Origin of the sequence: Autumnicola patrickiae, assembly GCF_031846525.1 — a bacterium.
GTDB lineage: Bacteria > Bacteroidota > Bacteroidia > Flavobacteriales > Flavobacteriaceae > Autumnicola > Autumnicola patrickiae.
In genome coordinates this window covers 69,522-92,141 of sequence record NZ_JAVRHM010000005.1, presented here as the reverse complement: position 1 = coordinate 92,141, position 22,620 = coordinate 69,522, and the positions used below count along the sequence as shown (strand labels likewise).

The 22,620-nt window shown below is 37.9% G+C and carries 21 protein-coding genes; 10 read left to right on the top strand and 11 right to left on the bottom strand.

Going from position 1 to position 22,620, the window contains the following annotated elements:
- The gene (locus tag RM549_RS05995) at positions 1 to 714 is read right to left on the bottom strand and encodes a pyridoxine 5'-phosphate synthase (RefSeq protein WP_311682786.1); all 714 of its coding nucleotides are present in this window, start codon (positions 712 to 714) and stop codon (positions 1 to 3) included.
- An 87-nt stretch (positions 715 to 801) separates the two neighbouring features.
- Here RM549_RS05995 and RM549_RS05990 point away from each other — a divergent pair, with 87 nt between their 5' ends.
- The 8 genes from RM549_RS05990 to murI all read left to right on the top strand — a co-directional run bounded on the left by RM549_RS05990 (position 802) and on the right by murI (position 8,823).
- Positions 802 to 1,458, top strand: coding sequence for a CBS domain-containing protein (locus tag RM549_RS05990; protein ID WP_311682784.1), 657 nt, complete (start codon positions 802 to 804; stop codon positions 1,456 to 1,458).
- Between the two features lie 56 nt (positions 1,459 to 1,514).
- Positions 1,515 to 2,399, top strand: a complete 885-nt coding sequence (locus tag RM549_RS05985; protein WP_311682783.1) for an NAD kinase — start codon at positions 1,515 to 1,517, stop codon at positions 2,397 to 2,399.
- A 100-nt stretch (positions 2,400 to 2,499) separates the two neighbouring features.
- Positions 2,500 to 3,201, top strand: coding sequence for a type IX secretion system protein PorG (porG, locus tag RM549_RS05980; protein WP_311682782.1), 702 nt, complete (start codon positions 2,500 to 2,502; stop codon positions 3,199 to 3,201).
- Between the two features lies 1 nt (position 3,202).
- Positions 3,203 to 3,943: an undecaprenyl pyrophosphate synthase gene (gene uppS / locus RM549_RS05975; RefSeq protein ID WP_311682780.1), complete on the top strand. Its 741-nt coding sequence runs from the start codon at positions 3,203 to 3,205 to the stop codon at positions 3,941 to 3,943.
- Entirely contained in the window at positions 3,876 to 6,584 is a 2,709-nt protein-coding gene (locus RM549_RS05970; protein ID WP_311682779.1) for a BamA/OMP85 family outer membrane protein, read from the top strand. Before uppS ends, RM549_RS05970 begins: the two co-directional genes overlap by 68 nt.
- 52 nt (positions 6,585 to 6,636) lie before the next feature.
- Entirely contained in the window at positions 6,637 to 7,422 is a 786-nt protein-coding gene (locus RM549_RS05965) for an OmpH/Skp family outer membrane protein (RefSeq protein WP_311682778.1), read from the top strand.
- Positions 7,423 to 7,454: 32 nt separating this feature from the next.
- Entirely contained in the window at positions 7,455 to 7,964 is a 510-nt protein-coding gene (locus RM549_RS05960; protein ID WP_311682776.1) for an OmpH/Skp family outer membrane protein, read from the top strand.
- A gap of 67 nt (positions 7,965 to 8,031) precedes the next feature.
- Positions 8,032 to 8,823 carry a glutamate racemase gene (murI, locus tag RM549_RS05955; protein ID WP_311682774.1) on the top strand — a complete coding sequence of 264 codons (792 nt, stop codon included), beginning with the start codon at positions 8,032 to 8,034 and terminating at the stop codon, positions 8,821 to 8,823.
- On the opposite strand, the gene RM549_RS05950 is transcribed toward murI, so the two are convergent.
- Positions 8,820 to 9,794, bottom strand: coding sequence for a PorP/SprF family type IX secretion system membrane protein (locus RM549_RS05950; protein WP_489752689.1), 975 nt, complete (start codon positions 9,792 to 9,794; stop codon positions 8,820 to 8,822). The two genes, murI and RM549_RS05950, sit on opposite strands and share 4 nt — an antisense overlap.
- Positions 9,795 to 9,942: 148 nt before the next feature.
- Here RM549_RS05950 and RM549_RS05945 point away from each other — a divergent pair, with 148 nt between their 5' ends.
- Complete coding sequence (locus RM549_RS05945) at positions 9,943 to 10,860, top strand: NifU family protein (protein ID WP_311682770.1); 918 nt, start codon at positions 9,943 to 9,945, stop codon at positions 10,858 to 10,860.
- Between the two features lie 20 nt (positions 10,861 to 10,880).
- Here the strand turns inward: RM549_RS05945 and RM549_RS05940 are convergent, their stop codons facing one another.
- A complete protein-coding gene (locus RM549_RS05940; protein ID WP_311682768.1) occupies positions 10,881 to 13,145 on the bottom strand; it encodes an inorganic phosphate transporter in 2,265 nt (754 codons plus the stop codon).
- Positions 13,146 to 13,443: 298 nt separating this feature from the next.
- On the opposite strand from RM549_RS05940, the gene RM549_RS05935 reads away from it, so the two are divergent.
- Complete coding sequence (locus tag RM549_RS05935; protein ID WP_311682766.1) at positions 13,444 to 14,319, top strand: mechanosensitive ion channel family protein; 876 nt, start codon at positions 13,444 to 13,446, stop codon at positions 14,317 to 14,319.
- 11 nt (positions 14,320 to 14,330) lie between these two features.
- Here RM549_RS05935 and tsaB read toward each other — a convergent pair whose 3' ends face one another.
- The 8 genes from tsaB to RM549_RS05895 all read right to left on the bottom strand — a co-directional run bounded on the left by tsaB (position 14,331) and on the right by RM549_RS05895 (position 22,592).
- Positions 14,331 to 14,990, bottom strand: coding sequence for a tRNA (adenosine(37)-N6)-threonylcarbamoyltransferase complex dimerization subunit type 1 TsaB (gene tsaB / locus RM549_RS05930; RefSeq protein WP_311682764.1), 660 nt, complete (start codon positions 14,988 to 14,990; stop codon positions 14,331 to 14,333).
- A 13-nt stretch (positions 14,991 to 15,003) separates the two neighbouring features.
- Positions 15,004 to 16,272 (bottom strand): efflux RND transporter periplasmic adaptor subunit, encoded by a 1,269-nt coding sequence (locus RM549_RS05925; protein WP_311682762.1) that lies wholly within the window; start codon positions 16,270 to 16,272, stop codon positions 15,004 to 15,006.
- Between the two features lie 3 nt (positions 16,273 to 16,275).
- A complete protein-coding gene (locus tag RM549_RS05920; RefSeq protein WP_311682760.1) occupies positions 16,276 to 17,712 on the bottom strand; it encodes a TolC family protein in 1,437 nt (478 codons plus the stop codon).
- 58 nt (positions 17,713 to 17,770) lie between these two features.
- Positions 17,771 to 18,889 carry an efflux RND transporter periplasmic adaptor subunit gene (locus tag RM549_RS05915; protein ID WP_311682758.1) on the bottom strand — a complete coding sequence of 373 codons (1,119 nt, stop codon included), beginning with the start codon at positions 18,887 to 18,889 and terminating at the stop codon, positions 17,771 to 17,773.
- A gap of 25 nt (positions 18,890 to 18,914) precedes the next feature.
- Positions 18,915 to 20,180 carry an ABC transporter permease gene (locus RM549_RS05910; RefSeq protein ID WP_311682756.1) on the bottom strand — a complete coding sequence of 422 codons (1,266 nt, stop codon included), beginning with the start codon at positions 20,178 to 20,180 and terminating at the stop codon, positions 18,915 to 18,917.
- A 1-nt stretch (position 20,181) separates the two neighbouring features.
- Entirely contained in the window at positions 20,182 to 21,429 is a 1,248-nt protein-coding gene (locus tag RM549_RS05905; protein ID WP_311682755.1) for an ABC transporter permease, read from the bottom strand.
- On the bottom strand, positions 21,422 to 22,123 hold the full coding sequence (locus tag RM549_RS05900; protein WP_311682754.1) for an ABC transporter ATP-binding protein: 702 nt from the start codon (positions 22,121 to 22,123) through the stop codon (positions 21,422 to 21,424). The genes RM549_RS05905 and RM549_RS05900 overlap by 8 nt, the downstream gene beginning before the upstream one ends.
- Before the next feature lie 244 nt (positions 22,124 to 22,367).
- Positions 22,368 to 22,592, bottom strand: a complete 225-nt coding sequence (locus RM549_RS05895; protein ID WP_311682752.1) for a hypothetical protein — start codon at positions 22,590 to 22,592, stop codon at positions 22,368 to 22,370.
- Positions 22,593 to 22,620 lie beyond the last annotated feature (28 nt).

Sequence of the window (22,620 nt, the reverse complement as noted above, 5' to 3'; positions counted from 1 at the left end):
TTATTTAAGCAATTTTAGATATTGTTGTATCGTTTTTTCCAGGCCTGTATAAAGGGATTCCGAAATTAAGGCATGGCCAATGGACACCTCGTCTACATGAGGAACCTGCTGTTTAAAGTATTTAATATTATCTAAAGAAAGATCGTGTCCTGCATTAATTTCCAGGCCTAGTTCATGAGCAATTCTAGCACATTCCGCATAAGGCATTACTCCCTGTTTTTCTCCTTTTGCATAAGAAACAGCATAAGCTTCGGTATACAATTCAATTCTATCTGCTCCTGTTTCTACAGCTGCTCGTATCATTTCGGGATCTGGATCTACAAAAATTGAAGTTCTGATGTTGTTTTCTTTAAACACAGAAATGATTTCCTTTAAGTAGGTTTTATGCTTTACAGTGTCCCAACCGGCATTAGAAGTAATGGCGTCTTCTTTGTCTGGAACAAGGGTCACTTGCGCAGGTTTCACCTGCAGGACAAGATTGACAAACTTTGTAATAGGATTCCCTTCTATATTAAATTCTGTAGTCAAGGCGCTACTGAGATTAAGCACATCCTGATAAGTAATATGCCGCTCATCTGGCCTTGGATGAACCGTTATTCCTTCTGCTCCAAAAGATTCTATATCTTTTGCCACCTGAACCACATTAGGAATATTTCCGCCACGGGCATTCCTTAGAGTCGCAATTTTATTAATGTTTACGCTTAATTTGGTCATATTTTCCACTTTATATAACAAAAATACAAAGTTGCCCCTGCTTCATTGAATATTATTTTGATTAATTTGCAGAAAAAGGAGCAAGATATGAGCATGGAGGAATATATTCTAAACGATGTAAAAATCCTGAAACTTTCTGATAAAATTGGAGAAACACAGGATCTATTCAACAATCTTACATATACACATTTGCCGGTAGAAAAGAGCGGAACCTATATTGGATGTATTTCAGAAAATGACATCCGCTGTTTTGATGCAGATAAGATTCTTGAGGATTATCAATATGCTCTAGAAGGCTTTTTTGTAAGGGAAGATGGATATTGGCTGGATATTTTGGAAGCTTTCGCCCAGAATGATACCAATTTGCTTCCGGTACTTGATGAAAACAATCTCTACCAGGGCTATTTTGAAGTTAATGATATGATTAGCCTCTTTAATGAAACACCTTTTTTAAATGAAGCAGGAAATATTCTTGTAGTTGAAAAAAGTTTTAAAGATTATTCTATTAGTGAAGTGAGCCAGATCGTAGAGACCAATAATGGGCATATTTTGGGTGCCTTTGTTTCCAAAATCGAAAATGATGTAGCTCAGATTACCGTTAAAACCAGCCCCACTGCCATGACTGCGATTATCCAGGCTTTTAGACGTTATGGCTACAATATCATTTCTGAACATCAGGAAGATACATTCAAAAAAAATATGAAAGACAGATCGAAATATCTCGATAAATACTTGAATATTTAATAATCTGAAGTCACTTTTTACTTCTGAACAGGAGGAAATTTTTAATACTTATCTGGATGAAAATAGGGATTTACGGACAGTTTTATCATACAAACGCGGGAAAATATATTGGACAGTTACTGGAACTGCTCGATCAGGAAAATGTTGAGGTTATCATAGAAGAAAATTTCCTGGATCTTATAAATAAAAATGAAACCATACATAAAGAATACAATCACTTCAGGACGTTCGAAGAACTGGATAATTCCTACGACTTATTTTTCTGTATAGGGGGTGATGGAACAATCCTGAAATCTATTAATTACATTCGTGATCTGGACATACCAATATTAGGAATAAATACCGGCAGACTTGGATTTCTTGCCACGATTCAAAAAGAAGAGATTAAAGCTACCATACACAGTATACTTCAGAAAAATTATAGCATTTCAGAAAGGACTGTTTTAAAAATCTCAACCAATCCTGAAAGCTCAGACGGTGTATTTAAATACGTAGCCCTTAATGAAATTGCGGTAAGCCGAAGAAATACTACTTCGATGATTACAGTAGATACCTGGCTCGATAACCAATACCTTACTTCTTATTGGGCAGACGGCGTAATAATTTCGACCCCCACAGGTTCCACAGGTTATTCCTTAAGTTGTGGAGGTCCAGTAATTACTCCTAACGTGAATTCCCTCATTATCACTCCTATTGCACCACATAATCTTAATGCCAGACCCCTGGTGATTACCGACGATACTAAAATAAGGCTGAAGGTGTCCGGAAGAGAAGATTCTTATCTCGTTTCTATGGATTCCCGAATTGCAACGCTGCAAAATGATACAGAAATAACGGTAGAGAAAGCTCCTTTTGCTATTAAAATAGTAGAATTGCATGGTGACAGCTTTTTAAAAACACTCCGAAAGAAGCTGCTATGGGGAGAAGATAAACGTAATTAGACAATAAAAGCTCCTCAAATCTGTTTATAACTGTGTACAAAAATGCTCAAATTATTGTGGAGCAAACATAATTGTTATATTTGCAGACTTTTAAAAACCTATGAAGCACCTACTTGCTTTTGCCTTTTTGGTTATTTGCACCACCTTTTCCCACTCCCAGACCTTTGAGATAGGGCCATTTATTGGTGGCGCTAACTATATAGGAGATGTAGGAAAATCTAATTTCATTAATCCGAATACATTGGTAGGCGGTGCGATTGCAAAATGGAACAGAAGTCCCCGGCATGCATTTAGAGCATCCTTACTTTACGGGGAAATAGCTGCCGACGATGCAAACTCCAGCGAAATTAGGAGACAGCAGCGAGGCTATTCTTTTAGCAACACTATTGCTGAAGCTTCTTTGGGTATTGAATTTAATTTTTGGAACTATGATTTGCATGAAGGAATTCCGCAGAGCACGCCATACCTGTACACAGGTTTAACCTTTTTTAGAGCCGATCATGTGTACCTACAGAATGGAAGGGGTGGTAATCTGGAAAATGAAGGAACAAACTGGGAATTTTCGATTCCAATGGTTTTAGGATATAAAGAGACAATTACGCAAAACATAATAGGAGGCCTGGAAGTAGGTGCTCGTTATACATTTAGTGATAACCTGGATGGAAGCTGGCCTTCTGAACTCCTTGGGAGAAGGGATCCACCTATTGAATTTGGAAATAGAAATACTTCAGACTGGTATGTATTTACTGGGATAACCCTTACTTTTACCTTCGGAAGAAAACCGTGCTATAGCCACTTTTAATATGATTTTTAGAGACGAAATAAACCTGAAGAAATTACCCCTGCATATTGCGGTTATTATGGATGGCAACGGGCGGTGGGCTCAGAAAAAAGGTTTTTTAAGGGCTGCGGGACACGAGGAAGGCACTACTGCTGTTCGGGATGTGGTAGAAGGATGTGCTGAAATTGGAGTGAAAAATCTTACCCTATATGCTTTTTCCACTGAAAACTGGAACCGCCCAAAACTTGAAGTAGATCTACTCATGAAGTTATTAGTATCTTCTCTTAGAAAGGAGATAAAGACACTTCAGGATAACGATATTCAGTTAAAAGCAATAGGTAATATCCACACCCTACCTAAAAAAGCCCGCAGGGAACTTTCAGAGGTTATTGACAAAACCAGCTCTAATAACAGAATGGTTCTTACCCTTGCATTAAGTTATGGCTCGAGAGAAGAATTAACAAACTGCATAAAGAGCATAAGTCAGGAAGTAAAAAATAAAGAATTATCCATTGATGCTATTGATGAATCGATTATAAATAAGCATCTTTACACCCACAATTTGCCGGACGTAGACCTCTTAATAAGAACAAGCGGTGAACAGCGAATAAGCAACTTTCTGCTATGGCAAATAGCCTATGCAGAATTATATTTTACAAATATTTTATGGCCAGATTTCAGGAAAGAAGATCTTTTTGAAGCCATATACAATTATCAAAACAGAGAACGAAGATTTGGAAAAACTAGTGAGCAACTCAGTTAATGCATCCACCACAAAGAGATTTTTAACACTCTTAGCATTCATATTTACTTTTAGTATATCTACACAAGCTCAAGATCTACCTCTTGCGAACGGGGAAAAATATATTATTGGTGACATAAAAGTTACCGGAACTGTCAGCTTTAATGAGCAGACAGTAATCGCCTACACTGGCTTAAAAGAAGGTGAAGAAATTTTTATTCCCGGAGAACGTTTGAGTAAAGTTGTTCAAAAACTCTGGGATATTGGTAGTTTTAGTGATATTAATTTCTACATCACTAATGTAGAAGGAAACGTTGCAGATCTTGAACTTGAAATTCAGGAGGTACCTCAACTTGCCCAGGCTCGTATTCAAGGTGTGAAAAAGAAAAGGGAAAAAGAAGAGTTAATTGAGGAAAACAACTTGACGCCAGGTACAAAAGTAACTGAAAACCTCATTACGACAACTAAAAATTACATTGAAAACAAGTATAAAAAAGAAGGTTACTTTAATACCAAAGTAGCTATTAATACTATTCCTGTAGAAGACACGGCCACCCAGGCACAAACCAGTAGGGTAAATATGGTCGTAAATGTAGATCGTGGAGACCGGGTAAAAATTGACAATATAGAATTTATTGGAAACGAAGTATTTTCTGACGCCAAGCTAAGGCGTAACATGAAGAATACGAAACAAAAAAATATTTTCCGCATCTGGAAAAGATCAAAATTTGTTCGTAGCGACTACCAGGAAGACAAAGTTTCCGTAATAGATAAATATAAAGAAAACGGATTTAGAAATGCCCGGATTGTTTCCGATTCTTTGATTCGGAAAGATGAGGAGACCATCGCTCTGCAATTAAAGATTGAGGAAGGTGACCGTTATTATATTGGAGATATAGAATTTGTTGGGAACAGCGTTTATACAGACGAACAACTGTCTCGGGTTTTTGGAATTCAGGAAGGCGATATTTATAATGGAGTTTTATTGGATAAAAGGATCATGGACAACACAAAACCTGATGCCCAGGATCTCACAAATTTATACCAGAACAATGGATATCTTTTTTCAAACATAAACCTTGTGGAAACAAGTGTTGAAAATGACACCATAGATTTTGAAGTTAGAATTTCTGAAGGTAAAGAAGCTTATTTTAATAAAATAAGAGTTACAGGAAACGATAGAACAAAAGACAACGTAATCTATAGAGAACTTCTTACAAAACCGGGGGAAAAGTACAGCAAAGCCAATATAATGGGCACCTTGCGCGAATTGGGTAGATTAGGCTTCTTTGATGCTGAACAGTTAAGCCCTAATCTTATAGATCCCAACCCTAATACAGGTACTTTAGATTTAGAATATTCTGTAGTAGAGGCAGGAGCAAGCCAGATAGAATTACAAGGTGGTTATGGCGGCGGCGGTTTTATTGGTACTTTAGGGCTCTCTTTTAATAATTTTTCTATTGCGGGTATTTTTGATAAAGAATCATATAAACCTGTACCAATGGGTGATGGCCAAAGCCTCTCCCTTAGAGCCCAGGCCAGTACTTTTTATCAGACTTACAGCCTTTCCTTCCGGGAGCCATGGTTAGGGGGTGTAAAGCCGGTAAGTTTTTCTACATCTTTTAGCTATACACGACAGTTTCTATTCGACTACCTGAGCAGAAGAGCAGATAAAACCAGAAGTTTTGACATTCTTGGAGTAAGCGTAGGCTTAGCCAAACGTTTAAGTGTTCCAGACAGGTTTATGACAGTTTCTCATGCAGTAGGTTTCCAGAGATATGATCTCAATAACTATAACACAGGGCTGTTTACCTTCGGGGACGGCTATTCTAATAATTTTACTTATACCTTCGGGTTAACCCGGGATAATACCTATACAAATCCTGTTTTCCCAATTGGAGGGTCTCAGTTTAGATTAACTGCTAAGTTAACCCCTCCTTACTCCTTGTGGAATGGAACAGACTACGCAAATTTAGGAGAGCAGGAAGAATTTCAATTAAAAGATGCAGAGGGTAATTTTATTGGCGCTAACGGGCAAAGAGTGGCACCAGAAAATGCGATTCCAGACCAGAGAAAAGTAGACCAGGAAAAATTCAAGTGGCTCGAATTTTATAAAATTAAATTTAATGGTACATGGTACACGACTTTAGCCAATTTCGGAAGTAATAAGAACCTTGTTTTAAGAACAAATTCAGAATTTGGATTTCTTGGTGCTTACAATAATGAAAGAGGAATTCCACCTTTTGAACGTTTTTACGTAGGAGGTGATGGTTTAGGAGCTTTTAGTCTTGACGGCAGGGAAACTATACAGTTAAGGGGCTATGCAAACCAATCTGTAGTTCCATTGGATCGCCCTACAGGAGCAACAGATGACGGAGCCACTATTTACAATAAATATTCCTTAGAATTACGTTTCCCTATAACCCTGAAGCAATCAGCCTCTATTTATGCACTGAGCTTTGTTGAAGGGGGTGCTTCTTATGACAATTTTCGGGATTTTAATCCATTTCAGTTAAACAGATCGGCTGGGGCAGGTATCAGGATATTTATGCCGATGTTCGGTTTATTAGGAATTGATTTCGGTTATGGTTTCGATCCCGTTGTAGGAGAACAGGGACCCCATGGCTGGGAAACACATTTTATTCTCAACCAGCAGTTTTAAATTTGGCACGGTATTTTCTATATTCCAGAATATGAAAAATAGAGTTTTCTGTTTGACATTATTAATACTTTTTTCCGGAAAGGGTTTACAGGCACAAAAAACCTTCCGCATTGGTTATGTCGATATGGAATATATTCTACAAAACGTTCCTCAATACCAGGAAGCTTCTTCTCAACTCGATTCAAGGGTTCAGGAATGGAGATCTGAAGTTGAAGCAAAAAAAAGGGATATTGAGCAAATGAAATCCAGACTTGAGAACGAAAGAGCACTTCTTACACGGGAATTAATAGAAGAGCGTGAAGAAGAAATAGCATACCAGGAAGAACAAGCGCTGGATTATCAGCAAAAAAGATTTGGGCCCAATGGAGATTACCTGATACAAAAAAAGCAGCTTGTACGGCCAATCCAGGATCAGGTTTTTACAGCGGTTAGAGAAATCTCTGAAAACAGGAATTTAGATATGGTCTTCGATCGCACAGCAGATACAGGAATGTTATATGCCGCAGAAGAGCATGATATAAGTGATCAGGTTCTTAGGAGTATTAACCGGGCTGCAAATAGAAGACAAATTGATTCACGTCAGGAACGCCAGGAGCTGGAAATAGCAGAAGAAAGAACTGTAGAAGAGGATGAGAAGATCAATGAAGAGGCACAAATAATTCAGGATAAACAGACTGCACGGGAAGCTATATTGGCTGAGCGGCAGCGACAAAGAGATTCCATAAAAGCTGCTAAACAGCAAGAACTGGAAGAGAGGCGTGCTAAAATAATTGAAGAACGCCAACGCAGGATGGATTCCATTAGGAATTTGAGAAAACAAAAGGACACAATTAATTAACTTTAAATACTTTAACACTAATAACGATTAAAATGAAACAATTCAGAACACTTTTAATAGCTTTAGCATTAACCGTTGGAGCTACAGCTTTTACAAACGCACAGTCTAAAGTTGCACATGTAGCAACACAGGATCTGGTTGAATCTATGCCGGCTTATAGTGATGCTATGACTCAACTGGAAAAACTTGAAAAAACTTACGATGCTGAAATCAATGATATGCTGACAGAAGCTCAAAGTACCATGCAAAGGTATCAGGCTGAAGTTGAAACAGTAACTGATGAAGAGAATCAAAAACGTTCTCAGGAAATGCAAATGACTCAAAGAAGAATCCAGGAGCATAGCCAAAAAGCCAGACAGGAACTTCAGAAAAAACAGAATGAACTTATTGCCCCGGTAATTGAAAAAGCACGTGGAGCTATTCAAAAAGTAGCAAGAGCTAAAGGGTATGATTATGTACTTGACTCTACTACAGGAACCGGAGTTATACTTGCTGACGGTTATGATCTTATGCCCGATGTTAAAAAGGAATTGGGAATGTAATTTTAGCCTTAAAATAATAAATTGAAAAACTGCGCAGTAATCCTGCGCAGTTTTTATTTTTGTATCTATGAGTTCTAATCCTATTGGTATTTTTGATTCTGGGGTAGGCGGCACTTCCATCTGGAAAGAAATTTTTAGCCTGTTACCACACGAAAAAACTATTTATCTCGCCGACAGTAGAAATGCACCTTATGGAAAAAAAACAGTTGAGGAAATTGTTAACCTCAGTAAAAAAAATACTGAGAAACTACTATCCATGAACTGCAAGGTAATTGTGGTAGCCTGTAATACTGCCACTACTAATGCTATTCAAACATTAAGATTACATTATAATATTCCCTTTATAGGAATTGAGCCCGCCATTAAACCTGCCGCCCTTAAGTCCCAGACTAAGGCAATAGGAATTCTCGCCACTAAAGGAACTCTTAGCAGTGCCCTTTTCTCTAAAACATCAGAATTATATGCCCAGAACATTAAAGTGATTGAAGTAGAAGGCAATGGATTAGTAGAGCTAATCGAAAGCGGGAAAAAAGATTCTTATGAAACAGAAAATTTATTAAAGGAGCTTCTGAAACCTATGCTCCGGGAAAAAATTGACTACCTGGTACTGGGTTGCAGCCATTATCCCTACCTCATCCCCACTTTGAAAAAAATATTGCCTGAGGATGTGCAGATTATTGATTCAGGAGAGGCGGTAGCCCGGCAAACCAAAGCTGTACTTACCAAAGATGAATTACTAAACTCCTCAACCTTGGATCGCCATATTCCTGAATTCTTCACCAATAAAGATCCCTTGGTTCTGGCAGATCTTATAAATTCAGAGGAAAATCGATATCCTGTTTCTTTCCTGGAATTCTAGTAATTTACCGCGGGACATTTACAGTCGTAACGCTTCCTGCTTTTTCCAAAATTATATCCCAGCGTAATCTGGTGAAAACCATTATTACTTAAAACTAGAGAATTTAATTGATATGTAAAAGTATAGCCAACCAGAAAATTATTATAATTAGCCCCTACAAAAGGAGTAATATAACTTGAAAGCTGATTTCTTAATTCTTCTCCCTCTTCGGCATACTCCGCCCCTTCAAAGTTATTTCTATAGGATAAACCTCCCCAAAACTGACCAAAATTCATATCTCTGTAAGCTTTAAGATTAAGATCTATAGCTTTTTCATTTGTCGCCTCTTTTAATTGAAATAAAAGGGAAGGCTCCAGACTAAAGTCATCAGAAACTTCCTCAAAAATATATCCTGCCGAAGCAAAATATTTTCTCTGATTACTGGGAACTGCATTAGAAAAAAATAAATCTCGTTTAACTGACAAAAGATTCTTTGCCGCAAAATGGCTATAGAAGTTCATATAATAATAAGACACCCCAAAATCCATATTGGCATATATATCAGCATTACTTCCGCCCAGCGCAGGATCAAATTCTGTAAAACCACTTTGATCGAGCCTGTGCTGTATTAACCCCCCACTAATCCCAAAAGATAATTGATTAAGGTCTACATTGCTTCGTGAAAACATTAAATGATAAGCAAAGGTTGCATAAGCTCCACTCTTAGAAAAATTTCCGTTGGAATCATTAAAAAGTATCCCTCCCAGACCTATTTTGTCACCTACTCTTCCATTAATACTCAAGGTTTGTAAGCTGGGTGCATTTTCTACGTCAAACCATTGCTGCCTGGCCGTTAATCTAATTTGGTTCATATTCGCTGCGCCAGCCATTGATGGGTGCAATAAAAAAAGATTATCTGTAAGGTAATCTGAGTAGGTTGGAATGACCTCCTGAGCAGTAGTCTGAAGAGAGAAAATAAATATGAGAAGAATAAATAGGTTGTCTCTTATTCTGCTCCCATAAAAAATGAAAATAAACCGATGTAACTGTCGGAATTTTAATAAACTAATAGTCCCCATAAGTGCAGTAAATATATAGATTACATGACTTTTCTTTAGTATTTTTGTAATAAAATTTGATATGGATACCTTTAAAATAAATATTCAGCACACAAACCAACCGGGAATTGTTAAATTTGAAACTAACAAGTTCCTGACACAGCACGAAAGCTTCGAATTTAAAAATATAGATGAAGCCTCTGCCTCCCCGTTGGCTCAGCAATTATTTTACCTTCCTTTTGTAAAAACAGTTTATATCGCGCAAAATTTTGTTGCGCTTGAAAAATACGATATTGTCGATTGGAAAGATGTAGAGGAGGAAGTAGCTCAGCAAATCGAAGAATATCTTAATTCCGGTAGTCCTGTTATAAAGGTAAAAGAGGAAAAATCAAAAAATATCCCTGTTACTGTATATGCTGAAAGCACACCTAATCCAGCGGTAATGAAGTTTGTTGCAAATAAAAAACTTGTTATAAACGCGGCTGAATTTAAAAATATTGATGACGCAAAAGACGCTCCCTTAGCTCAAAAGCTTTTCCACTTCCCTTTTGTAAAGGAAGTATTTATTGATGAGAATTATGTATCCATTAATAAATATGAAGTTGCCGATTGGAATGATATCACCATAGAAATAAGAGAATTTATCACCGCTTTTCTTCAGGAAGGAAATGAAGTAATTTCTGCTGAAGCTGCATCAGCACAAGAAAAAGAAGAAAAATACAATTCCCAGGAAACAAAAGTAAAATTAAGCGGATTAGACGACACTTCCCAGCAAGTAATTGCCATACTGGACGAATATATTAAACCAGCAGTAGCAAGTGATGGAGGAAATATTCTGTTTGAATCCTACGACGCAGATACAAAAACTGTAAAAGTAATTTTGCAGGGAGCTTGCAGTGGTTGCCCTTCTTCCACAATGACTTTAAAAAATGGAATAGAAACGATGCTTAGGGATATGCTTAGGGATAAAGTAGAAACTGTAGAAGCCATTAACGGTTAGCGTTATGGCTTTTTCTTTATTCACAAGGTACTCTTAGCCTCTGTATAAAAATCCTGAAAAAGTTGCAACAGGCTCATAGTAGAGCTTACCAGATCTTTTGTTTCCAGAAGCAGACCAAAATATAGTTTCGAATTTTTGGGACTAGTTTCTGAAGTACGAATGCGATTAATCTGTTTCTGAATTAAATCAGAAATAGAATCCAAAAGCTCCTGTTTTTCTGAAAGCACCCGCTCTATATCTCCAAATTCGTGGTTATCAAAAAGAGTTTTTATTTCATCAAAAAGGATCTGCATTTTCTCATCGATCTTTTTCAGATCCCGTATCTGGTTAAACTTTAAGTTCTTGTGATTATTGTGAACGTGGTTATAGCTGTTACGGGTAATAAAGCTTATAGATTGTACCATATCCTGCAAGTAATCAAGAATCAGGATGTAAAATTTACTGGCTTCTACAGAATCTTCATCAAGGGATTTTATGAAATAAAATATATTCCCTTTTAATTCATCTACTTCTTTCTCCAGTTTTTTAATTGCTTTATTATTCTTTTTAAGTTTTCCGAGATCATGATACCCCAAATTGTCAACTGTTTTGGTATACATCTTATTAACACCACCAATCACACTGGAAATATTTTCTGAAGTTTCAGAAGTAATTTCATTAATAGTAATTATATCTGCACGATTATAACGCTTTTTATTTTTTTCTTCTTTAGATTTTTTTGAATGCAAAATGCTACTTCGCACCACAAGGACAGCTGCAATAATAATGAGCACAGCAAGAGCAATCGTTCCACCATAATATATTACAGCAGCAAAAAGAGCTGCTGCAGTAAATGCAACCAGGGCAGTTACAAACCATCCACCAACGACATTTAACACACCTGCCACTCTGTACACCGCACTTTCACGATCCCAGGCACGATCTGATAATGATGTTCCCATTGCTACCATAAATGTCACATATGTGGTCGATAATGGTAATTTTAGGCTAGTCCCTATGGAGATTAGGATACTTGCTACCACCAGGTTTACAGAAGCTCTCACCATGTCGAATGCAGGAGCATCTAATCTTTTACTTCTAACATGGGAGGTAGGTTTATTAAACTTATTGTCTATTCGTTTCTTTAAGGGAGAAGGAACAACCACTGACACTGCATTTCCAAAAAGAACAGAATATCTAACTATAGTCCGGGACAGGAAATTAGGTTCAAAACGTTCTTCGCCATCGCCCTGCCGGGCAAGATTTACCCCCGTATCGACTACAGATCGTGCTTTTTTGGAAAACCAGATTGTAACTACCATAACCACTCCTGCCAGAACCAAAAATATTTCCGGAGTAGCAACTTCTCCGGATAAATCTGTCATTAATAATTCTGAAGGTAAAATACCTGAAGACTGATAAGCAGATTGCCAAATTTCGAAAGATTGCCAGGCCGCTATAGGTACTCCAATAAAATTCACAAGGTCATTTCCTGCAAAAGCAAGTGCAAGTGCAAATGTACCTATCACAATAATTATCCGGAGAATATTTATTTTCAAAACACTCATTACAAATTGCGAGAGGAGGGTAAAAACCACAAAACCAGCAATTATAATTGCCAGAGTGTTATCATTTATAAAATCCACTGTACCATCAGAAATAAAAGAGACACTTTTCAGTCCTTTAATAAGGATAAAAAACAAAATCGCCGTTAAAGAAACACCACCAAAAAGCGCTCCTACATACTTTATCTTCTTGTCATACTGAAAGGAAAAAATAAGCCGGGAAACATATTGTACAACCGCACCTACAATAAAAGCAATAAATACAGCCAGAAATATTCCCAGAATAATTTCTGTGGCCTTTGAAGTATTTATATAGGAAGATAATTCACTAATGTTCCCTGTGTCTGCATAGATTTTTATAGCCGCCATACAGACTGCTGCGCCTAATAATTCAAATACAATAGAGACTGTTGTTGAAGTTGGAAGACCAAGGGAATTAAAAAAATCAAGAAGAAGCACATCTGTGATCATTACTGCCATAAATATGATCATAATTTCTTCAAAATAGAACTGGCCCGGCATGAAAATACCCTTTCTCGCAACTTCCATTAACCCACTTGAGAATATAGCGCCAACGGCAACTCCAAGACTTGCCACTATAAGAATCGTTCTCATGGAGACCGCTTTGGAGCCTATTGCTGAATTCAAAAAATTGATGGCATCATTACTTACCCCTACCACCAAATCTGTAATTGCCAGAGCAAGCAAAGCCACTAACATTACGATGTAAACATCCTCCATAAACCTAAATTTCAACCAGCAAAAGTGACGCTTTTTTAATAAAAATCGTACGGGTAAAGGTTATTAAAACTTTAACAATTACGCCTTCATATTTCGTAGCTTAAGAATACACTAATTTATTAATCATAAAAAATTAATTTTTATGGCTGTATTAAAAGTAAGTTATCAGAAGCAACTCCAACATGATTAACTTCTGTAGAGATTTTGAGAGCTCCTCTTAAACGTTTTTAACAAAACTTAAACAGGAAAAATTCCGTTTTGTTAAGGTAAAATCTGAATTTGCAAAAAATTTTTAAAAATGGATCAGATTCAGGATTGGGAAATGTATGCAAAGGAATACACCCAAAAATTAATTGACTTTTTGCCAGATCTCTTAGCAGCTATTTTCATGTTGGTTGTCGGATTGTGGATCATTCGATTTATCATAACATACATTCGCAAATTAGCTGACACGAGAGATTATGATCCTGCTCTTGAAAATTTTATCGTAAATCTTCTAAATTGGGGGCTAAAGATTTTGCTGTTTGTGGTAGTGATTTCTCAATTAGGAATCGAAACCACTTCACTTGTCGCCGCTATAGGTGCCGCTGGTTTAGCCATTGGGCTGGCCTTGCAGGGTTCCCTTTCCAACTTCGCAGGCGGAGTTTTAATAATTATGCTGAAACCATTTAAAATTGGAGATTGGATCGAGGCCCAGGGAGTTTCAGGAAGTGTGGTAGAGATTTCTCTCTTTTATACAAAACTTGATACCTTTGGAAACCAGCGTGTAGTAATCCCGAACGGGGAACTAAGTAATGATAATATAACCAATTATAGCCATAATGAGACGAGAAGAGAGAATCTGACCTTCGGAATTTCTTATGATAATGATATAAAGAAAGCAAAGGAAGTACTTGAAAATCTTGTAAAGGAACAAAAAGATATTATTGAAGATCCGGCACCCCAAATCCTGGTGGGGGAATTGGGAGATAGCTCTGTTAATCTACTGGTAAGATATTTTGCTCCAAATACTGTTTTTTGGGATCTCCACTGGTATATGATCGAAGAAGGGAAAATACGATTGGAAGCTGCCGGAATGACTATACCTTATCCGCAACGGGATGTATATTTTTACGATCAGACCAAGATGAATGGAACAGTTCAAAAAGAAACCAGACCAACAAAAGAAGTATAAACGCTAAGCCGTTAGCCGGCTATAAAATTTTTCAAATAATAAGGTTCAAAATAAGCGACATCTTCCATGTCGCTTATTTGATACTTATCATTTGCCAAAGAAGCCATTTCCCTTGCCGAAGGCATTTTACTATCTATAAAAAAAGCATTTGGATGGGTACAAATCTTCTGAAATTTCTCCACTCCGTTTCCGATAAAATGTACTTTTTGGTTATCAAGGTATGAGCGGTACGAATCGTTATCCAAAACTTCTGCTTTAGTTTCCCTTATCTGTTCAAAATTTTTATTAAATACCGCAGAATAAACTTCCATTCTCCTGGCATCCAGCAGAGGAATAATCAATCCTTCTTCTGAAGCAACCTGGTGCGCCAGGGATGTAAGCGTAGGAACAGAGATTAAAGGAATATCAAGAGAAAAACAAAGTCCCTTCGCAGCAGAAACACCTATTCTTAACCCGGTATAAGATCCTGGTCCTTTGCTAATAGCGACAGCATCAAGATCTTTCGTTCGCAAATCGTTCTCCTTCAGTATTTCCTCAATAAACACATGCAGCTTTTCTGCATGGGAATAGTTGTTATTGTAATCTTCCTTTAATGCCAGCACAATTCCGTCTTTAGCAATAGCTACAGAGCAATTTGTAGTGGCAGTTTCTAAACAAAGTATAATGGCCAAATTGATTTATTTTTTATTCCTCTTCAGCAGGATTTCCCACTTCTTCTACCTTATCCCCGGCTTTAAGGCTTTTGGTAACTGTGTTATATGGACCGGTAATTACCAGGTCGCCTTCTGCAAGTCCTTCTGTAATTTCAATTTGTGAATCATCCTGTATTCCCGTTTGGACTAACTGCAGCCTGGCTTCATCCCCTTCTTTTAGAAATACAGCTTCAAAACGTTCTTGTGAAGCAGTTGTATTTCCAGGTTCCGATTCGTTTGCTGTAGTGTCACTTTTGATAACAATGGCACTTATAGGTACACCCAATACATTATTTTTGCTGTTGGTTATTATATCTACAGTTGCGGTCATTCCCGGACGAAAAGGTGAGAAATTCTCTGGCTTTCCTTCCATAAGATCCTGATAAGACTCTTCAAGAATACGCACTTTAACCTTAAAATTCGTCACCTGATCTGCAGTCAATTGGGAATCGGCAGAATTGGAAATTTCCGTCACCAATCCTGTAAATTCTTTCCCAAGATAAGCATCAACTTCAACAAGAGTCGAATCTCCCACAGAAACTTTTACAATATCATTTTCGTTTACATCAACTTCAACTTCCATATTTGAAAGATCGGCAACTCTCATAATCTCGGTTCCGGCCATTTGCTGGGTTCCTACCACTCTTTCTCCCAGTTCGGCATCCAGTTTGGAAACTGTTCCCGTCATGGGAGCATATATATTTGTTCTGCTAAGATTATCCCTGGCTTCGGTAACAGAAGCTGCCGAACTCTGCATATTATAAAAAGCCGACTCTTTACTCGCTTCTGCCATTTCATAATTAGAGACGATCTGATCCCATTCTGATTTTGAAATAACTCCTTTTTCAAAGAGCTGCTTGTTTCTCTCGTAATTCGCAGTCGCCTGTTTTAAACTTGCCTGAGCTTGTGCGTAGTTGGCTCTCATGTTCTGAAGTCCTGCCTCCACCCGCTGTACATTCGATAAATAGATATCCGGATTTACACGTACAAGAAGATCACCTTTTTCTACCATTTGTCCTTCAACTACGGGCAACTCTATTATTTCCCCAGAAACCTCTGATGATAATTTCACCTCCACTTCCGGCTGGATCTTTCCTGTTGCAGAAACTGTTTCGGTTATATTAATAGGTTGTACCTGGGTAACCTCAACTGGCTTAAAATTTCCGGTTTTGCCATACCACCCTGCTTTCTTCCCTGCAATAAGCAGTACAATAAAGACTATAACAACCCCAACAATAATATAAATCGTTCTCTTTTTCATTTCCTAAAATTTTAATTCCGTTACAGGCATTCCAAAGTACAATTCTATAACTTTAATGTTAAAAATATAGTCGTATTTCGTCCTTAAAACCTCTCTCTGAGCATTTTCGTAGCGCACTTTAGCCTGGCTAAAATCGAAAGCATTTGTAAGCCCCACTTCAAATCGCTCATTGGCATACTCATAAGCTAACTCCTGAGCATTTGCAGCAACAATGGCGGCTTCATATGCTTCATAAGCTCCTTCTGCATCTACATATGCCTGATAAACGTTAGCCTCAAGGTCCAGCTCTGCCTGCTCCAGTTGATAATCTGCCCTTTTCACGTTTATTTCACTTCTCTTTACCTGGTTACGTGTAGACCATCCATTGAAAACTGGAATATTCACCTGTACACCATAACTAATACCGTCGTTCCTTTGCAATTGCTCAAAAAATGGTAACGGATTACCAAGAGTACTCACTGTATTAGGCGTTACCACAATATCACCGGTACTTTCAACTACTCCAATTTGGCGGGTTGGCTCATCGGGATCGGTTTCAAAGCCTGTTATTCTGCCGGCACCCGATTCCCTGGTGTTATAATTAAAGAAGGCTCCTACGCTTGGCAGGTACGCCGCACGCGCCATTTCTACATCTAATTCTGCAAGCTCTCTATTTGTCTCAGCTATCCTTAGTTCAGATCGTTCTTCTTTAGCTCTTTCAATAATACTGCTAACAGAATTTTCAAGCACCTCGGCACCTAGTATATCGTAATCTCTTTCTACAATATCGAAATTTTCATAATCCTTAATCAAAAGGATTTGCGCCAGGTTAATAAGCGAGATTCGAACATTGTTTTGAGCGAGAATAATTCGCTGCTTTTCATCTGCATTAGAGGCCATTATTTCCAGCAGATCTCCTTCGGGAAGGCTTCCTGCATCTACAAGTTCCTGCGTTCTTTCCATTTGTTCCAAAGTGACGGTATTCTGAGATCTTAAAACTTCCAGATTTTGTTTATTGAACAGAACCTGAAGGTAAGAATCTACCACAAAAAGTGTTATATCATTTTCCATCTGCTCCAGGGAATATTCTGCTGCAACCCTGGATATTCTTGCCCGTTGTAACTGCTTAAAATTACGCAGCCCGTCAAATAAAGTAAGACTGGCGGTAACTCCTGCGGAAAAGTTTCTGGTGGTTTGTGTTTGGAGAACACCTGTAGTAACATTAGTAGTTAAACCTGTATTCCACGAATTACTTGCTGAAGCATTTACACTGGGAATAAAATTACCAAGGGCATCCAGCCTTTCTATTTCGGCTGCTTCAATATCCAGTTGTGATTGTTTAATGGAAATATTATTTTCCAGAGCGCGGTTTACACATTCCTGAAGTGTCCATTCTTTTTCCTGTGCGTTAGCCAAAAGACCTGAAAAAAGAAAAATGGCTAAAAAGCTAAATTTATTCATAATATTGGTTGTGAAAGATACGTATGTAATAATTGAAAGATGTTACACTCTAATTGTTCTAGTTAGACGTAAAAGCCTGTGCCGGCTTCAGCTGGTTCCAAACTTTAATTTTTGAGCCTTTGTTAATACCACTTTTCACTTCCACATATATCCCATCACTCACTCCAAGCTCCAAATTTTTACGCTCAAATTTCTGATCACCAGTTTCAACCTCCACATATGGCTGCTGGGTTTCTGTATCAAATTGGACAAGCGCCTCCTTTATTGCCAATACACTATCCACTTTTGCCAAAATAATAGAAGCGTTGGCACTTAAACCTGCACGTATAAAAGTAGTATCTGACTTTTCCAGCGTTCCTTTAATATCAAACTGAATTGCACCATTCTCTTCAACACCCTTTGGAGCAATATAATCCAGAACTGCATTAAAAGTTTTGTTTTCTATAGCTCCCACGCTTATTTGAAGCGGAAGATCTTCCTTTATTTTACCTACTTCACTTTCATCAACTTTTCCTTCAAAAATCATCCTGTTCACGTCTGCCAAAGTAGCAATGGTAGTACCATCGTTAAAGTTGTTACTTTCAATAACCTGGTTTCCTGTTTTTACAGGTACATCCAACACCATTCCATCTATAGTTGAACGAATTAATGTATTAGCGGCAGTTCCTATCCCGCTGGTAGTACCGGTTCGGATAATTTCAAAATTCTGCTGTGCAGATTTATAGGATTGCTGTGCCCGCTTATATGTTACTTCTATCTCCTGAAAATCATTAGCTGAAATTACTCCTTTATCGTACAAAGCTTTTTGCCGATCGTAATTCTGCTGTGCGTTATCAAAATTAATCTTCGCAGTAGCAACACCGTCTTTAGCACTTTGCAACGAAGAGACATTAGGAATAACTCTAATTCTCGCAACCAGGTCACCCGATTTTATCTGCTGGCCCGCTTCAATATAAATTTCATCTATAATACCCGAAATATTTGGTTTGATAAGTACCTCGTCTTTAGGCACTATACTTCCTGTGGCAACTGTTTTCTTAATGATGGTTTGCTCTGAAGGTTGTTCTGTTTCATAAGTCACAGGGTCTTCCTGGTTTTTCTGATACAGGTAATAAAGGGCCCCAAAAAAGGTTACCGCTATTAGTACTAAAATGATGATGGTGAAAACTTTTTTCATTTTTTGATTGTATTATTATCGTTTTTTATTCTGTTCTTAATGCATCAACCGGCTGAATTTTAATAGCATTTTGTGCCGGAATCAAACCGGCCAGCAAACCGGAAATTATTAAAATGGCCAGGGCTGTGAAAACTACTCCCAGATCTACACTGGGATTTGCAAACATCATATCTGATGTATCCACTCCTTCCATCTGCATATTAATAATTGCAATTATTCCGGTTGCCATAGCTATCCCTGCCATACCTGAAATAACAGTAAGGAAAATTGACTCCATAAGAATTTGCCCTCTAATGGACCATGGGGTCGCACCAAGGGCCCGTCTGATCCCTATTTCGTTTGTCCTCTCCTTTACCACAATCAGCATTATATTGCTTATACCAATTACCCCCGAAAGTAAAACCAAAATCCCCACAAAATAAGCGACTCCCTTAAGAGCTATAAAAAGTCCGTTTACTTTGCTAAACTCTTCATATAGGTCAAAATTACCAATTGCCTGTTCTTCTTCCGGGTGCAGAGAATGTCGTTCCTTCATGAGATCAAAAACATCTGACTTAAGATTTGTTATAGAAGAACCATCTTCTGCAGTTAATGCCATCCAGCCCACAGTTTCTCCCATATTGAATGCCTGTGAAAACGCTGTGAAAGGAACAAATATTTCTTTCTGTCCTTCTTCAGCATTACCTCCTCCACTTCCTTTTTTCTTGTAGGTACCAACAACCATAAAGTTGACTCCGCTAACTTTTATATAAGTCCCGAGAACTTCTTCCCCAATTTCATACAACCCACTCTTTACTCCTTCTCCAATAACAGCAACTTTTCTATTATCCTTAATATCATTGTAGTTTATAAATCTGCCGGAAGTAATGTCCATGGGTTCCTGTTGAATAATTTCCGGATAATCCCCGTAAACATTATAAGCCCCTGCATTTAAACCCCTCACAACATTATTAGCTCCTCCAAAACCTCCCAATTGATTACGCGGTGACACAAACCTTAGTTGAGGAATATTCTGCTTTAGTGAGGTGACATCGTCCAGTTTAAAATCATACCTTCTCCCTTTAGGCATACCTTTATAAGCTTTGGAAGTTGTCCTGGTCCACATAAACATACTGTTGGTAGCAATACCTCCAAATCCTTGTTTCACCCCGTTTTCGAGCCCCCTGCCCGCAGCCAATAGTATTACAAGGATGAATATTCCCCATAAAACACCAAAAGCGGTGAGCAACGTCCTAAACCAGTTAGAACTTAAAGCTTCAATTATTTCACTCCATTTATCCCTGCTGAACATACTATTCGTCTCTTAAGGCAACAATTGGTTTAATTTTAGCAGCACGTCTGGCCGGGAAAAATCCTGCGAGGGCACCAGCAACTATCAGGATAAAAACGGTAGAAATAGCTACGTTAAAGTTTACTGAAGGGTTTGAGATGTATTGGGTTTCGATAAGAGGCCCCACAAATTCCAGCAGCGCCAGGCTAAAAATTAATCCAGCAAAACCTGCAATAGTCGTCACAAAAATAGATTCATGTAAGACCATTCCAATAATAGAAATTGGCTGCGCACCCAAAGCTTTTCTTACCCCAATTTCTTTTGTTCTTTCTTTTACAATGATAAGCATGATATTACTCACCCCTACTATCCCGGCTATAATTGTACAAATTCCTACTCCCCAGAAGAAAAACCGGATCATATCCATAAGATCATAAAACCGCTTGGCATTCTCCAGGGAATTATTGATACTCACCGCACTATTATCATCTGGAGCAATAGTATGTTTTTCTTTTAAGTAGCTTTCAAGTTCTGCGGAAAAACGTTCTGATGAAGCAAGGGCCGCTTCAAAATTCTCCTCCTCCTTCAAGGTAAAGGACAAATTCCTGATTTCATCATAACCACCAAAAACACGTTGTGCTGTACCAAGCGGAAGAAAAACGCGTGATTCCTCCCGTTCTCCTGCAGGATCTGAAAAAACACCAATCACTTTAAAGTTAATTCCTGATATCTGCACATATTCCCCTATCGGGTTTTGCCCATCTTTAAAAAGATCATCCCTTACCTTCTTACCTATTACAGCATATTTTTCAGAACTTTTCAGGTCCTGTTCATTTATGTATCTTCCCTGTAATATGGATTCATTTTCCAGAAACTGATAATCGGGCATAACACCTTCAACTCTGTAGGAGCCAGATTCATTACCAAAATTAACGATCCCATTCCAAATTCTGTAAATAGAAGATTTATACTCCAGCTCATCCTCATGTGCCGCAACAGTATAATTAAAATCCTCGTTTCTCATTGTAATTTGTCGGCCGGGATTAAGTCCTTTATATTCCTTTGTAGTTACTCCGGTCCAGATATAAAGAATATTTTCAGCATCACCCTGGAATTCAATGGAAATCCCGTTTTGCATACCCTGCCCTATGCCCAATAACACTACAAGAATAAAAATTCCGGAAGCTACAGAAATACCGGTAAGAAACGTCCTCAGCTTGTTCTTACTGATCGTTTCAAAAATTTCCTGCCATCGTTCTATATCAAACATTGCTAAGTGCTCTTATCTGGTCTACCCTGGTATCATCTATAATTAACCCATCCTTTAAATTCACAATACGCTTGGTCATTTGCGCAATATCGTGTTCGTGTGTTACCACCAGAATTGTTCTTCCCTCATCGTTTATGCCCTGGATAAGGTCCATAACTTCATAGGACGTTTTAGTATCCAATGCTCCGGTAGGTTCATCGGCAAGTAGTACTTTTGGATTGGAAGCCAAAGCCCTGGCGATTGCCACACGCTGTTTTTGACCTCCTGAAAGCTCGTTTGGTAAATGGCCGGACCATTTAGCAAGTCCTACTTTTTCCAGATAAGACATAGCTATATCTATTCGCTCATTACGTTTTACTCCCTGATAATAAAGTGGAAGTGCTACATTGTCTAAGGCGCTTTTATAAGAAATAAGGTTAAATGACTGGAAAATGAAGCCTAAAAACTTGTTGCGGTAACGGGCAGCTATTTTTTCATTTAAATTTTTAATAGGCAAACCATCTAACGTATAAGAGCCGCTATCTGCCTCATCAAGCATTCCCAGAATATTAAGTAACGTTGATTTTCCCGAACCTGAAGATCCCATAATCGAAACAAGTTCTCCTTCCTGTACATTAAAGTTAATTCCCTTTAATACATGAAGGGAATTGCTCCCCATTTTATAGGATTTATGCAAGTCTTTAATTTCTATCATAATGACGAGAAGATGAAAATTAATAGCAGGAATTTACCGGCTTCAAGCTATAAGACTATGATCATCTGAGAAAGTTACACTGAAGGTGCCAAAAAATCTTAAAAAATTAAGTTTTACGGAAAAAAACAATTTTTTGTAGTAGCAGAAAATTAAAATGATTACATATAAGCCTGCAATGAAATTAGCAGGAGGGTAAAGTCGATAGGAAAAAATGAAGATATATCTGAAAAAATTCAGGTGTAGATTATATAGACTTATCTTTCTTTCTGGAACGATAAATAAAATATCCTATACCACCAATAAGGATGTATGGAAACGCCATAAGATACACGATACCATTGTTAATCCCTTCTGCTGCACTCTGGTCGGTTTCACTTTCTAGTACTGCCCGGCACATGGAACATTGGGCTTCAGCAATTATAGGCGAAAACATCAACACAGCGATAAAGAAAAATTTTCTATACTTCATGATCTCAGGCGTCTAAAAATAAAATGCA